The sequence below is a fragment of the Pedobacter sp. NJ-S-72 genome (assembly GCF_053890575.1).
In genome coordinates this window covers 1,325,594-1,339,097 of record NZ_CM132681.1, presented here as the reverse complement: position 1 = coordinate 1,339,097, position 13,504 = coordinate 1,325,594, and the positions used below count along the sequence as shown (strand labels likewise).

Below are 13,504 nucleotides of genomic sequence, written 5' to 3'. Positions count from 1 at the left end.
TAAGAATGTTTCTTAATTATAGTGGTAATGAATTAATAACTATAAATTATATCAAATATAAAGCACTGTATATCAGATCTATCTATTCATTATATTCCTTATTTATTTTTTTTTTTTTTTAAATAGGCCTTAATTAATACAGGAACACAATGTTACCACTGGTTAAATTAAGTCTTTATTGTTAAATTTATTGCTATGAACGGCGTTATTCAATTTATTCACGGTCATTAGAATTCAACTATACCATTGACAGTTGTGTACTTCATTGTGTATTTTAACGCCGGGGTTTATATACTGGTAAGCACTGTGGCTCATCAATGCGGCTTCGTGGAAACCACAGAGAATCAGCTTCAATTTGTTTGGATAGGTATTGATGTCACCTATCGCATAAATTCCTGGAATATTCGTAGAATAATCATCTGTATTTACTTCAATTGCGCTTTTATTAATATTCAGGTTCCAGGTTTCAAGAGGACCCAATTTTGGGCTTAAACCAAAAAGCGGGATGAGGTGGTCAGTTGCAATACTGGTAATTTTCTTGCTGTTGTTATGAATAAGTTCTACATTTTCCAGTCTTGGATAACCTGATACAGCATGCAGGTTACTATTCAGAGCCAGATTTATTTTTCCACTTTCGGCAAGCTCCATTACTTTATTGACTGAATCGGGAGTCCCCCTGAAATTTTCACTACGATGAACAAGGGTAAGTTCTTCTACTATATCTGACAGGAAAATTGTCCAGTCTAATGCAGAATCCCCGCCACCAGCAATTACCCATTCTTTTTCCATTATATTGTTCAGGATCAAGAATCATGTAGTTTATCCCGCCCCCATTCTCAAACTGCTCCAAACCCGATACAACTGGTTTCCTGGGTTCAAAACAACCCAGCCCCCCTGCAATTACCACGGCTTTTGCTTTAATAACAGTACCCATATTAGTAGTCAGCACAAAATCACCTTCTCCCCGTTTTTCAAGACTTTCAATACGCTCTCCCAATGTATAACCTGGATGGAATGGCTTTGCCTGCTCTACTAAGTTTTCAACTAGCTGTTGTGCTAATATGCTTGAATACCCTGGTATATCATAAATTGGTTTTTTAGGATATATTTCAGAAAGCTGACCTCCAACCTGAGGTAAATAATCAATTAAGTGACAACGCATTTTGAGTAAACCTGCTTCAAAAATCGCGAACAAGCCTACGGGGCCTGCCCCGATTATGGCTAAATCTGTAGAAATCATATAATATTTGAGTTAAATTTATTGAAGATAAAGAATGTGTAATTTCTTTATATCATTCAGTGTATTCATTGTCAATGTGTTATGTTCTGACTTGATGATTTAAATTCTGAACAAAAGATGAACACAATAGCGTTAGCGTATAGTTCAGTTTAGATTGAACTATATATAGCTGGAATGTCAGATTTTTGTGGTAAGTAAACTTATTTTATTATGTACAAGACAGATACACCTGCTTTTTCGACTATACAACCCAAAATACTTTATTTTGGTACTCCAGTAGCACTAATTACGACCATTGATAAAGATGGAAAGCCCAATATAGGCCCCATATCTTCCGTTTGGGCTCTAGGTTACAATTTACTACTGGGGCTTGGCTGTGATAGTAAAACCTATCAAAATATCATTGAAAATAAAGAATGTGTAGTCAATTTACCGTCTGCTGATCTATATCAAAACATTGAAAAGATTTCCAATTTAACAGGATTAAATCCCGTACCGGAAAGTAAAAGAGGACAATATAGATATGAGGCAGATAAGTTTTAGCGGGAGATTTTTCGCCAATGGATGCTGAAATGGTTACCCCGCCAGCTTTAGCTAATTGCCCTATGCAATTAGAATGTGTTTTACAAAATCATTATATCATAGAGTCTGGTGTTGATGGAACTCCCTTAATCGCTGCTGTGCAGGTCAAAGTGATCAATGTCAGGGTATATGAAAATTTAGTAATCAATCAAAATTATATTAATCCATCAGCATGGTCGCCACTTATATATAATTTCAGGCATTATTATGCACTTGGTGAAGAAATGGGTAAAAATTTTAGAGCAGAAGTATAATAACTAGAAATATGGGCTAAAATACTATTTAACAGTCATCAACTTATTAAATCCCGAAAAATTGGTGAGTTAGAATATTAATGATTTCCTTTTACTTGGCTGAACAAAAAATGCTACCCATATTGATAGCATTTTTTGTTACAGACTAGCACTCTATTAGATCTTGTTGTTTAAGAAAAATCGTAATAACCTTCTTCTTTTTCAGTGAGAGCTTTACCAGATCAAAATGTTAATTTATTCTGATCCTTTCACGCCAGATTATCGACCTGTCTTTAACAGCTCATTCTTTTCTTTTTCACTTTGTAATAACCGCTCGTAAAGTTTTGTATTTTCTGCCTGAACCGCTTTTAACTGGTCAAGAGTTTCAACCCATTTTTCAATTGGATTAATAGCACAATCTGAATAATTAACATGAGTTTCGCCAACACCGACTGCTGCGCCAGCCCCCTCCTTCAAAATAATTATTCTGAATATTACAGATTGCAGTTTCTTCATCAAAATTTCTAATCTCCAATTCCTGATAGATTATAAATACAATTTTTTTACTTGAAAAATGAAAATAATCCTTTTTTCCACTCCTTTTTCCTTTTAAGAGCTTCTTCATTAGCTGGATAGGCTTCCAGAATATTGTTTACATTTTCCAGTGCCTCATCTTTAGAGCCGGTTATATGTAAGGCATCCGCATATTGTAGTTTCACTTTCAACAGCTCATCATCCCAGCTCCAGTCATTCCTGATATAGCACAATATAGCCTGGTAAGCCACTTCATTACAATTGTCCCATTTTTTTAGTGTAAAATAACAATCAGAGAGATGAAGATAAGCTCTGCTCAATTCGTACTCATCATTAGGATAAACTACTTTGAGTGGTTCGATTAAAGCTTTCAAATCTTCTATTGCTTTCTCATAATTCCTCAGGTTCATATAAGATAATCCACGCATATAATGGATTTTGCAACGTGAAGTAGCTTGTATAGCCTCTTTTTTGACTGCCTGATAATTATCCGCACAAGCAATACACTGGCTGTAATCTTTGATCTGGTAATATTCCTGCATCAGCATAAACCATGCAGAATTATCATCCGGGTTCTTAACCAGCTCATTCTGCCACGCTTTGATAGCGTCTTCCGGGCTTCCTTTACTTAATATATCATGTCTGACATTCTGTATGATGATATATTGCTCACTCAATTCAAACAGCTCATTTTCTGTCAGCTCATCTTTATTCGTATCCAGAAAAGAATCATATTCGTCAGTTACAGCTTCTAAAAGTTCATAAGCGTCATCGGTTCGATCTAATTTATAGGTCATATCTAATATCTCAGATTTGATCCTTAAATAGTTAGAAAAGGACAGATATTGAACGCTATAGTTTGCAGCTACCTGAAATATTTCTATAGCCTCTTCATATTTCTCCAACCCTTTAAGTGCAGCACCCCAACTATTCAGCTGTTCCCAAAAAGGAGAAAGAGAATACCCAATCGCATGTACCACAGCTGCTTTTTCAAAATCCCCAATCTCAGTAAGTGCTATACCATAATTATTACAGCACATCGCAAAAGTGTGGGTGTCATTGGCCAGACTTTCACCAACATTATTGTAGAAATATTCATGAAAACCCTGATAAGAAACCTCATAAAACTTGATTTTAATTTCCTGTAACTCCTCAGCCAGCTCTTCAGTCCAGATCTTTGCAATAGATTCATAATAAAAATCACAGCCTGCAGCATAATAAGCTCCAGGTGAATCAATAGGCAAAGATTCAATATTTGGTAACTGTCCGGTTATGCGGTAGCTTGCATCAATATAGCGTCGCAGTCCACGCGCCATTCCTCCCCGGTCCAGACTCTTTTTCAAATAAGGTAAAGCCTCTTCGTATTTCTCCTCATCAAACAAAAACGAACCTGCAAAGTAGTAAGGGACATCCCAATCCGGATAGACTTTAATATAATCAAGTGAAAGACTTAAAATTTCCATAACATCGGCTCCCAAAGGCTCAGAAAACCTTCTTAGCGCTAATAATAAGGTATGTGCTAAAACCTTACTCAATTTACCTTTTCTACTTAGATCATGGATTCTGTGATATAAATCAATCAATTCCTGATTTGGCTCTTCACTGTGATCAAAAGCCATCAAAGCAGCTTCCCCAGCCAGCTCAAATTGCTGATGATCTAAGGCAAGAAGTGCAACTGCGTTATTGGTTAGATAATTATTATGCGGATATGCCTTACTTTCATTGAAGGTGTGAAAGACCTGCGCAGCATCTTCTTTATGCCATAGATAGATGTTAGTTTTTTCCAGATAAAGCATACTTAATTCCTTGTCAAGGAAGCTTCTGTTATCAGGATACAATGCCTTATAATGTGCAATCATCAGTTCTATATCTTCCAGAACAAGATCCATATTTCCCAGAGTAAAATTAACGTGGCGGCGATAACCGATCGTTTTTAACCTGGTATCTTCATTTTCTGACAGGATAAGGATATCGCAGTAAACCTTGGCCTCCTGTAAATTAATTTGTGTAATAAAGATGTTGATATACGCTGCATACAGCATCGCTTCTTCGTTTGTAGGCTGCAATTTTAAGGCATGTTCAAAACTATTATAAGCAGTTGTGAATGACGAATTGTTGTTTCGGTCCTGGTTAGGGTTTTGATTTGCGATCTGGTATTCACATTTAGCTTTGAGCAATAAGGCTTCAATGCAATGCTATCATGATTAACCAAAAGAAAAGTGCTCAAAGATTCAAGGCATTTTGAGAAATCACCCTGATCATAAAGGGATTGTAAGTCTTGTATTGTTGTCATATTCTGTTTATCCTGTGAGCTGAAATATGTTACTATGCTAATATAAAGGCTCAATTGAGCGGCAAATATAATATTACACGAAACAAAGAGCGTTGTTTGGCTTAATATATTTAAAAAAAAAAAAAAGCGATGCCCTTTTTACGTATCACGGCCATAGCAAACAACCTTTATTTTCTTAGTGTAAAGAAAATAGGTTTTGAAATGGAGCGTTACCCTAAAAGCTCATATGAATATTCTAAAAAGACATACTTAGAGGTCTTTTACTTCGATTCCAAGTTGTTTTAGGTAAGCCCTCTCTTTTGGATCTGTATCGTAGAATAATATCATTGATTTCAGATTTTTGAATTGTTCTGCATCTTTGAATGATTTGATATTGAAAGTGTCATATTCACCAATTTTATTGAGGTACCTGTTATAAAAACATGCTCTTACATGGAATGTAACCTATAAAACAACAATAAAAACGAACAAAATGGTAAACAAAGATTTAACTATTATCCTTGTTCATGGAGCATGGGGTGATGGATCACATTGGAAACACATAATTCCTGCTTTAACCAAAGAAGGATACAAAGTAAGAGCAGTTCAAAACCCATTGACTTCTTTGGCGGATGATATTACCAAAACCAAAGATTTAATTGATGCACAGGAAGGAAAAGTACTGCTGGTTGGCCATTCTTATAGCGGAGCGGTAATCATAGGAACTGGTAACCATGAAAAAGTGGTTGGTTTAGTATTTATTGCCGCTTTTGCCCCTGATGAAGGTGATAGCCTGGGTGGCATATTTGCAAGAAGAGAAGCACCTAAAGGTGGTGCAGGTATCCACCCGAATGCCAAAGAATTTTTATGGATTAGGTATGATGAGTTCCACAAGTCTTTCTGTGAGGATCTGGATGCAGAAGAAGCGTTGGTAATGGCTTTATCTCAAAAACCAATACATAGTAACGGATTTTCTGATCAAACAGGTACACCGGCATGGAAAACCAAGCCGATCAGATACCAGGTATCTGATCGTGATAACATGATTCCACCAGAAACAGAAAAGGAAATGGCTGAACATATTAATGCAAAGAAAATCGTTCATTTGGATGCGTGGCATACGTCGCTGGCTTCTCATCAGGAAGAAGTAATTGCGTTAATTTTAGAAGCTGCACAAGCAGTTTAAAATATAACATGGCTGAAAAAAAACCGTCTTAGGTAGTAATCTAAGACGGTTTTTTTTAATTAATTATTTTTTTTCAAAACTACTTCTGTATTCCGTTGTTCTCCCTGTTCAAAAACAACTATTATGAGTGTAACAGAAAAATCAATATCAATTTTAAACGATCTGATCGAAGTTAATAACGATCGAGTAGCGGGATTTGAAAAAGCAATTGCCGATATTAACGACGAAAATATTGACCTGAAAGCAATCTTCCAGGGATATAGTACACAAAGTCGTAAGTTTAGTCAGGAACTAACAGCGATTGTTGCTGGTTACGGAGAAGAAGTGGAAACAGGTAACAGTGTGGCCGGAACCCTGCACCGCGCATGGATTGATGTGAAATCTTTGTTTGGTGGCAGTGACCGCGCAGGCATTCTTTCAGAAGCTGAGCGTGGTGAAGATGCGATCAAAGCAGCTTACAAAATGGCATTGGAAAATGGTGATTTGAGTACTGAAGCTCTGGAAACAGTAAGTAAACAAGCTCAGGAAATCAAGACTGCACATGATGCGATTAAGGTGTTGCGTGATGCTGCAAGAGCTGTAAACTAATAAAAAGAGCGGGATCTGAGAATCCCGCTCTTTTTACTAAATTATTGGTTGTTATAAACCATTTCTATACCATATTAGGATTTATTTTCTATTGTTATGTGGATCTCTTAATCAAGGAGCTCCCCCCGCCACATGATCTCCAAAAATTCAGGAAAATCAAAAGTGCCATTGCCGTCTGTATCATGTTTCGGAATCATTTGTCCTATTTCGGCTATTGTTTTATTTTTTCCTAGTGTTCGCAAAACGATCCATAATTCGTGGGCATCAATTTTTGCATCACTATCTTGGTCGAATACTGCAAAGATTTATTCATTATTGGAATTTATTGAATTTAGTTAAGAAAGATTATCAGAGTTGATAGATCTATGTTAAAGTACAAAAAAAGCCAGAGTTAGAGCTCTGGCTTTCAGTACACCCAATAGGATTCGAACCTATGACCTACGGTTTAGAAAACCGTTGCTCTATCCAGCTGAGCTATGGATGCATTCCTGTTAAGGGCCGCAAGGATAGGAGAAAAAATCATAAATCGCAAATCTGATTTGTAATTTTCTGAAAGAAAAAACCTAACTACTTTGCAATCAGGCAGGATAATTTTTGACTAAATATCCCCTACTCTTATAATTTGACTAGCTTATCGATTTCCCGAAAGGTGGAACGCAAGGTTCATTAATTTAAAGTGCTGTCTTCCGAATGGAATCCCCACAATAGTAAGACATAATAATATCCCGAAAAACAAATGTGTAAGAGCAATCCATACACCACCACATAAAAACCAGATGATGTTCATAATGGTTGATAAACAACCTGTATTAGACGAAGTATCTGTGATCTTCACACCGAATGGTGCCAGACCTACAATTGCAAATTTAAAACATTGCAGTCCGAATGGAATACCTATAATAGTGAGGCATAGGATTAAACCACCAATGATGTATTCAAAAAAGATGAATATTCCGCCGAAGATAATCCATAAAATATTGCCGAGTAAATTCATTTTGTATATGTGTTTTGTAATTAAGATAACTAATTTCCTGATTAGTTACATATTCTATCACATAACTATTATCTCATCTTAAATAAATATTCACCGGAGCTATAAATTTCCATTTTTTTCATAGAAATTAGCCTCGGATTTATCTTAGATTAATACTCTCAATGAAAAGAATAGTTATCGTTTTTGTGGCCTGTTTTTTAAGTACTCAGGTTAAAGCTCAATTTTTTGATCGTTTAAAGAATAAGGTGCAGCAAAAAGTCAATGACGCAGTTGATAAAACTATCGATAACGCGGCCAATGGCAAGAAGAAAAAAGGTACTTCAGGTGGTGGAGATCCTTCTGTGAATGCCCCCGCTTCTGCTGAAAATGGATCTGTACAAAATACACCACAGGAAGACATCAAAGCCTATTCGAAATTCGACTTTGTGCCTGGGGAGAAAATCCTTGTTGAAGAGAGCTTTGCTGGTGATGCTATTGGCGAATTTCCCGCTAAATGGAATACTAAAACAAATGCAGAAGTAGTTACATTGAGTAATAGACCGGGGAAATGGCTGGCTATGAAGCAAGATGGTGTTTTTTATCCTGAGTATATTCATAACCTGCCGGATAATTTCACGATGCAGGTAGATGTATTGGTAAATAAAGATATTAGTGTTATCGGTACTTTAACGATCGCAATGATCGCTGCAAAAACTGACTATGATAAATTTGAGAGTGGTTATGGAAACAGCAATATCTCCGCACCCGGAATAAAACTGGATCTCAGACCACAATCGGGAGAATATTTAGGTAATATGGACTATTCGTCAAAAGCAATTGGTTCAGCTTCGATTAGCGATCTTAAAGATATATTCCACGCGCCTGATAAATCCTTTGCTACAGTTTCTATCTGGAGACAGAAACAAAGGGTAAGAGTTTATATCAATAGTACTAAGCTGTTGGATTTGCCACGTGCAATAGAAGCTGATGCGATTATCAATTCATTAGTTTTTGGAGCTTATTCACCCGATTTTGATAAAAAGGGTGGTGCATTTTATATAAGTAATATCAGACTGGCAGTTGGTGCGCCAGATACACGTAATAAACTGATTACGCAAGGGAAATTCGTTACACATGGTATTCTGTTTGATTTCAACTCTGCTCAGATAAAACCTCAGTCTAATGGAGCTTTACAGGATATTGCCAATGTATTAAAAGAGGATGCAAAAATCCGTGTAAAGATTGTTGGGCATACTGATAGTGACGGTGATGCTCAGGTTAACCTCGATCTTTCTAAAAAAAGAGCTGAAGCTGTAAAAGCTATTTTATCATCTGATTTTGGTCTTGATGCTAGCAGGTTGGTAACTGATGGAAAAGGAAAAACACTACCTATTGATAATAACACTACATCAGAAGGCAAAGCAAATAACAGACGTGTAGAGTTTATCAAATTATAAATTTTTAATATATGATTTCAAATTTCTTTAACGGTCACGATTACTTTATTGATGAGAAAATACATTTTTTCAAATTCGCGAACGTTTATAATATTTTTAATGAAACCGGTGAGAAGATTGGAGCTGTTAAACAAAGCTTGTCTTTTGGACAGAAAGTCCTTACACTTTTAATTGGTAAGCCTGCTTTACCTTTTAAGCTGGAGATTGTAAACAATGACGAGGAAGTACAGGCTGTAATTTCAAGAGGCTGGACGTTTTTTATGTCTAAAATTGTTGTAAGCGATGCTGATGGAAATGAGCTTGCATCCATTAAACAGAAGTTTAAATTGTTTAAACCTACTTTCAGAATTCTGGATACTTCAGGTGATTTGATCGCAGAAATCAAAGGTGACTGGAAAGCATGGTCTTTTAATATAAAAGATAACAATGAGGTTGAAATCGGTACGATCAGTAAAAAATGGGGAGGTGCAATGAGAGAGATCTTTACTAATGCTGATAAGTACAATGTACATATTGATCCTAACTATACGCAAAACAAGCATAAGGTGGCTATTTTGTCGGCTGCAATTACTATTGATATGGTATTGAAGAACCAGAAATAAGCTCCTGTTGAATTCATAAAGAAGCCCTGTCTATTTTTTAGACGGGGCTTCTTTATGAATTATTCTTTTAAGACCACCCTTACTTGGTTTGACCACTGTACAGTGCTTGCTGTGTGCTTTTTTGAGTCAATCGGCTCTCCATCGGTAATTTCCACAAAATATTCGAGTTGCCACCGCTGTGTTTTTTGTGCCTGTTTACTTATGGTAATATCCCAGGGTGGATAAACCCTGATCGCACGCTTACCTTCCTTGTGACTGGTTGATATGATCCCTTTTTCCTGCAATATAATTTTGGAAAAAATAAACTGCCCGAAGCGATTTCCATCACGGGTGCTGATCACAAATAAATCGATCTGATCTGTGCTGTCAAATGGCTGAATAGGCCCATTCCCTATTCTCTTCCACAAGGTTACGAATTGTCCGATTTTGGTTGGGGTAATCTTAGCTATCCGGTATTTAACAGATAGTCCGTTAATTTCAAATGTATAAGCTGCGTAATCAGCACTTTCAGCTTCTGCTATAGCCTGTGTACAAGTAAATCCATAAGATAGCAAGATTGACTGAGTAGTAATAAGGTCTTCCGGAAGCTCTTTCAGGGTTTCGCGGCTATTTGCTAATGACATGAATAATAATATATAAATTTATTTAATGATAACCTGTACAGAGTCTACCTGCAATCTGCTTTTTAGCCATTTTCTTAATCTGACCTGTTCTAAGGGAGCCGTTTTTTTACTAAAACCTGCGACCATCAGGGTCAGGGTATCATTGGTAGTCGCGTCCAGTTTATGGAGTACAACATTTGATATGGCATAAGTTTTCATATCGGGATACAGCGCTTTTAGTTCCTGGCCAATATCGGGGATTGGTCTGTCCAGTAAAGAAATACTTCTGTTCTGGGTCACTGAATCCTTTTTAAAGACGTCTTCCAGAATACTCGCTTTGATTTGAGAGAAATCTATTTCCTGTTTGGCATTAAGCCCCTGACGGATCTGAAGTTTCGTGTTTTTCAACTTGTATTTCAGCAGCTGACCGGTAATAGAATCTATAGCTGTCTGAGGCAGCTCATAGCCGATCAGTAAAAGGTCGATTTCATTTCCTTTGGTACTGTATTTAAAATTCTTATGACAACCTGCGTATTCTTAAACTGGAATTGTTCGTTCACAAATTTCTGAGCATTGTTTTCAAAAATACTCTTGTCAACGATTCCATAAGCAAGGTAAATGCTTGGGACTACGGCTATAACTACCGTAATTAAAATATAGCGGGATACCTTTTTTTCGTAGTTTTTATCTTCAAAATGTTTCTTCTTGAATCTTAAGAAGCGTACAATAAGAAAAGTACTGATACAAATAAAGACACTATTGATAAAGTACAAATAGATTGCCCCTATGAAAAAGTAGAAATTACCTGTAGCAAGACCAAAACCCGCTGTACATAATGGCGGCATCAATGCGGTAGCAATGGCTACACCAGGGATAACATTACTTTTTTCTTTTCGGGTTCCGGCAACAATACCAGCCAGTCCGCCAAAGAATGCAATAAACACATCCCATATTGATGGTGTTGTCCGGGCTAATAATTCACTTTGCGCCTCATGTAGCGGAGTGATATATATAATAAATAGATAGTAGAGGCTACAATACTTATCAAAGTAGCTATTAAAAGATTTCTCAGCCCTTTTTTGACCAGTTCAAAATCGTTGGTTCCAATACCAAGGCCTATACCCATAATAGGCCCCATTAACGGAGAGATTAGCATGGCACCGATAATTACCGCAGTCGAGTTTACATTCAGACCGATTGAAGCGATAAAAATGGCAAAAATCAGTGTCCAGAGGTTTGCACCTACAAAGTCCGAATTCTTTTTAATAGAGAGCACAACATCGTCTTCATCAGCTTTGTCCAGATGAAGATTAAACCTCTTGTGGATGGAAAGTTTAATAATCCGGAATAATTTATTCTGCTGTTTTTGGATAGGTTCTGCCAAGGTAAATGTGTTATTTAGACCCCCAATATAAGTAATTAGGAGCAAATTTTGGTTCACAGATGGTTTTGCATTGTTGGTTTGTAAAAAATGATTGCCTATTTTACAATAATCAATTAATCTATATTCAATGAAAAAATACGCCCTGCTCCTCTTATTGATGGCCAGTGTAACTGTTATCAGCGCACAGGAAGTTACTAAAGTGACCAACAAAAATTATGATGCGAAACTGGCAAAAGAGCTTAATGCGGATGAATATGGTATGAAGACATATGTGCTTGCAATTTTAAAGACAGGTCCGGAGAATCATTATCCAAAAGCAAAACAGGACAGCATTTTTAAAGGTCATATGGCAAATATCACTAAATTAGTATCAGACGGAAAACTGATTGTGGCTGGCCCTTTTGGTAAAAATGATAAAAGTTACAGAGGCATTTTTATTTTTGATGTCCCTACCATTGAGGAAGCAAGGAAACTGGTGGATACAGATCCTGTGATTCAGAGTAAGCTTATGGATGTGGATTTGTTTGTCTGGTATGGTTCTGCCGCGCTGAAAGAAACTTTAAAGATTCATAGTAAAATAGAAAAACGCAGTCATTAAAGAACATCTATCTTTTTTTTTTGAATAATCATCTTGTCTGTCTGTTTGTGTTTTAGCCAGTGAAAATGCCTTACTGAAATTGTCTCTTGCTCTTTGTATATCGATATCTTTATATAACTCTCCCAGCAGTGTGAAATAAAAATGATTTTCTGTCAGGTTTAACTTTTCGGTCTCCGCAATTCCTGCTTCATTTCCTTTGAGTTTTGAAATCACATATGCTCTATTCAATGCGGCAACCGGCGAGTATTCTGTGATGATTAATTGATTATATAAATACAGCACATTCTCCCACCTCTCTTTCGTTTCAGCTTTTATGGTTTGCCAATAGGCTATGCTGGCTTCTAAATGATATTTTGAAATCTCCTCTCCTTGAGATGCCTGATTTAAAAAGTATATTCCTTTGGTAATCAATTCATAATCCCATAGTTCCTCATTTTGATCCTGATATAAAATGATTGCTCCTTTTTCATCTCTCCGGGCTTCAAACCTGGAAGAATGGAAACACATCAATGCGAGTAAAGCATTGACAACGGGTTGATTGGTTTGTGCATTTTCGATGAGCATATAAGTTAAACGCATAGCCTCCAAACAGAAATCTTCACGCAAAATAGAATCCTGAGTTTCGGAATAATAGCCTTCGTTAAAGAGTAAATACAGAGTCGTTAAAACTGCTGTTAAGCGTTTGTTTATTTCTGCCTGAACGGGAAATTCGATCTTCACTTTTTCTGTACGCAATTTTTCTTTTGCCCGGAAAAGACGTTTATTGATAGTTTCTTTATTTGTTAAAAATGCATTGGCTATTTCATCAATTCCAAATCCGCAGAGGATGCGAAGTGCCAGACCAACCTGTGCTTCAGTTGAAATTGAAGGATCACAAATGGCAAATAACATTTGCAGCTGGCTGTCATTTATATTTTGTGCTGACCAGTCAATTTCTATTTCCTGTTCTTCAGAGGCCGAAGAATCCTTTATTTGACTGGCAATTTTATGGTTAAAGAGCTGATCGCGGGTCAGGTAATTTTTAGCTTTGTTTTTGGCCACCCTATAAAGCCATGCTGCCGGGTTTTCCGGAATTCCTTTAAAAGGCCATGTTTCCATGGCCAGTAAAAAGGTTTCACTTGCAATATCTTCTGCAATTTCAATATGAGCAATTCCAAACAGCTTACTGAGCACAGCAGTGATTTTCCGGAACTCGGTTCTGAATAAGTGAGGAATCAGTTCTTGCTCTTTCATGATTAATCCAATTTTTATGG

General features: G+C 36.7%; 19 protein-coding genes and 1 tRNA gene. 7 read left to right on the top strand and 13 right to left on the bottom strand.

All coding sequences use genetic code 11. From position 1 onward, the window contains the following. Positions 1-234: 234 nt before the first annotated feature. Together ACWYN3_RS08890 and ACWYN3_RS08885 are read right to left on the bottom strand one after the other, a co-directional pair. Entirely contained in the window at positions 235-789 is a 555-nt protein-coding gene (locus ACWYN3_RS08890; RefSeq protein WP_456220830.1) for an NAD(P)/FAD-dependent oxidoreductase, read from the bottom strand. Then, the gene (locus ACWYN3_RS08885; RefSeq protein WP_456220829.1) at positions 689-1,240 is read right to left on the bottom strand and encodes an NAD(P)/FAD-dependent oxidoreductase; all 552 of its coding nucleotides are present in this window, start codon (positions 1,238-1,240) and stop codon (positions 689-691) included. Before ACWYN3_RS08885 ends, ACWYN3_RS08890 begins: the two co-directional genes overlap by 101 nt. A gap of 210 nt (positions 1,241-1,450) precedes the next feature. On the opposite strand from ACWYN3_RS08885, the gene ACWYN3_RS08880 reads away from it, so the two are divergent. Continuing rightward, the gene (locus ACWYN3_RS08880; protein WP_456220828.1) at positions 1,451-1,783 is read left to right on the top strand and encodes a flavin reductase; all 333 of its coding nucleotides are present in this window, start codon (positions 1,451-1,453) and stop codon (positions 1,781-1,783) included. Positions 1,784-1,800: 17 nt separating this feature from the next. After that, complete coding sequence (locus ACWYN3_RS08875) at positions 1,801-2,076, top strand: hypothetical protein (protein WP_456220827.1); 276 nt, start codon at positions 1,801-1,803, stop codon at positions 2,074-2,076. A 258-nt stretch (positions 2,077-2,334) separates the two neighbouring features. Here ACWYN3_RS08875 and ACWYN3_RS08870 read toward each other — a convergent pair whose 3' ends face one another. The 3 genes from ACWYN3_RS08870 to ACWYN3_RS08860 all read right to left on the bottom strand — a co-directional run bounded on the left by ACWYN3_RS08870 (position 2,335) and on the right by ACWYN3_RS08860 (position 5,278). Beyond that, positions 2,335-2,571, bottom strand: a complete 237-nt coding sequence (locus ACWYN3_RS08870; protein ID WP_456220826.1) for a hypothetical protein — start codon at positions 2,569-2,571, stop codon at positions 2,335-2,337. 47 nt (positions 2,572-2,618) lie between these two features. After that, a complete protein-coding gene (locus ACWYN3_RS08865) occupies positions 2,619-4,766 on the bottom strand; it encodes a hypothetical protein (protein WP_456220825.1) in 2,148 nt (715 codons plus the stop codon). A gap of 365 nt (positions 4,767-5,131) precedes the next feature. Continuing rightward, positions 5,132-5,278: a DUF6892 domain-containing protein gene (locus tag ACWYN3_RS08860; RefSeq protein WP_456222936.1), complete on the bottom strand. Its 147-nt coding sequence runs from the start codon at positions 5,276-5,278 to the stop codon at positions 5,132-5,134. Between the two features lie 76 nt (positions 5,279-5,354). Between ACWYN3_RS08860 and ACWYN3_RS08855 the strand changes: the two genes are divergently transcribed. Both ACWYN3_RS08855 and ACWYN3_RS08850 read left to right on the top strand, forming a co-directional pair. Continuing rightward, positions 5,355-6,047, top strand: a complete 693-nt coding sequence (locus tag ACWYN3_RS08855; RefSeq protein WP_456220824.1) for an alpha/beta fold hydrolase — start codon at positions 5,355-5,357, stop codon at positions 6,045-6,047. A 123-nt stretch (positions 6,048-6,170) separates the two neighbouring features. After that, the gene (locus ACWYN3_RS08850) at positions 6,171-6,635 is read left to right on the top strand and encodes a ferritin-like domain-containing protein (protein WP_456220823.1); all 465 of its coding nucleotides are present in this window, start codon (positions 6,171-6,173) and stop codon (positions 6,633-6,635) included. 107 nt (positions 6,636-6,742) lie between these two features. Here ACWYN3_RS08850 and ACWYN3_RS08845 read toward each other — a convergent pair whose 3' ends face one another. The 3 genes from ACWYN3_RS08845 to ACWYN3_RS08835 all read right to left on the bottom strand — a co-directional run bounded on the left by ACWYN3_RS08845 (position 6,743) and on the right by ACWYN3_RS08835 (position 7,629). Beyond that, the gene (locus ACWYN3_RS08845; protein ID WP_456222935.1) at positions 6,743-6,940 is read right to left on the bottom strand and encodes an EF-hand domain-containing protein; all 198 of its coding nucleotides are present in this window, start codon (positions 6,938-6,940) and stop codon (positions 6,743-6,745) included. Between the two features lie 105 nt (positions 6,941-7,045). Further along, positions 7,046-7,119: transfer RNA gene (locus ACWYN3_RS08840), tRNA-Arg, on the bottom strand. A 147-nt stretch (positions 7,120-7,266) separates the two neighbouring features. Continuing rightward, positions 7,267-7,629 (bottom strand): YccF domain-containing protein, encoded by a 363-nt coding sequence (locus ACWYN3_RS08835; protein WP_456220822.1) that lies wholly within the window; start codon positions 7,627-7,629, stop codon positions 7,267-7,269. 161 nt (positions 7,630-7,790) lie between these two features. On the opposite strand from ACWYN3_RS08835, the gene ACWYN3_RS08830 reads away from it, so the two are divergent. Both ACWYN3_RS08830 and ACWYN3_RS08825 read left to right on the top strand, forming a co-directional pair. Continuing rightward, a complete protein-coding gene (locus ACWYN3_RS08830; RefSeq protein ID WP_456220821.1) occupies positions 7,791-9,065 on the top strand; it encodes an OmpA family protein in 1,275 nt (424 codons plus the stop codon). A gap of 11 nt (positions 9,066-9,076) precedes the next feature. Next, complete coding sequence (locus ACWYN3_RS08825; RefSeq protein WP_456220820.1) at positions 9,077-9,667, top strand: LURP-one-related/scramblase family protein; 591 nt, start codon at positions 9,077-9,079, stop codon at positions 9,665-9,667. A gap of 59 nt (positions 9,668-9,726) precedes the next feature. On the opposite strand, the gene ACWYN3_RS08820 is transcribed toward ACWYN3_RS08825, so the two are convergent. The 4 genes from ACWYN3_RS08820 to ACWYN3_RS08805 all read right to left on the bottom strand — a co-directional run bounded on the left by ACWYN3_RS08820 (position 9,727) and on the right by ACWYN3_RS08805 (position 11,653). Then, the gene (locus tag ACWYN3_RS08820; protein WP_456220819.1) at positions 9,727-10,290 is read right to left on the bottom strand and encodes a MepB family protein; all 564 of its coding nucleotides are present in this window, start codon (positions 10,288-10,290) and stop codon (positions 9,727-9,729) included. Positions 10,291-10,308: 18 nt separating this feature from the next. Beyond that, entirely contained in the window at positions 10,309-10,677 is a 369-nt protein-coding gene (locus ACWYN3_RS08815; protein ID WP_456220818.1) for a hypothetical protein, read from the bottom strand. Between the two features lie 62 nt (positions 10,678-10,739). Further along, entirely contained in the window at positions 10,740-11,276 is a 537-nt protein-coding gene (locus ACWYN3_RS08810; RefSeq protein WP_456222934.1) for a DUF389 domain-containing protein, read from the bottom strand. Further along, positions 11,240-11,653: a DUF389 domain-containing protein gene (locus tag ACWYN3_RS08805; RefSeq protein ID WP_456220817.1), complete on the bottom strand. Its 414-nt coding sequence runs from the start codon at positions 11,651-11,653 to the stop codon at positions 11,240-11,242. Before ACWYN3_RS08805 ends, ACWYN3_RS08810 begins: the two co-directional genes overlap by 37 nt. A gap of 127 nt (positions 11,654-11,780) precedes the next feature. On the opposite strand from ACWYN3_RS08805, the gene ACWYN3_RS08800 reads away from it, so the two are divergent. Then, positions 11,781-12,251, top strand: coding sequence for a YciI family protein (locus ACWYN3_RS08800; protein WP_456220816.1), 471 nt, complete (start codon positions 11,781-11,783; stop codon positions 12,249-12,251). On the opposite strand, the gene ACWYN3_RS08795 is transcribed toward ACWYN3_RS08800, so the two are convergent. Next, positions 12,213-13,484: an RNA polymerase sigma factor gene (locus tag ACWYN3_RS08795; RefSeq protein WP_456220815.1), complete on the bottom strand. Its 1,272-nt coding sequence runs from the start codon at positions 13,482-13,484 to the stop codon at positions 12,213-12,215. The genes ACWYN3_RS08800 and ACWYN3_RS08795 overlap by 39 nt on opposite strands. Between the last annotated feature and the right edge of the window lie 20 nt (positions 13,485-13,504).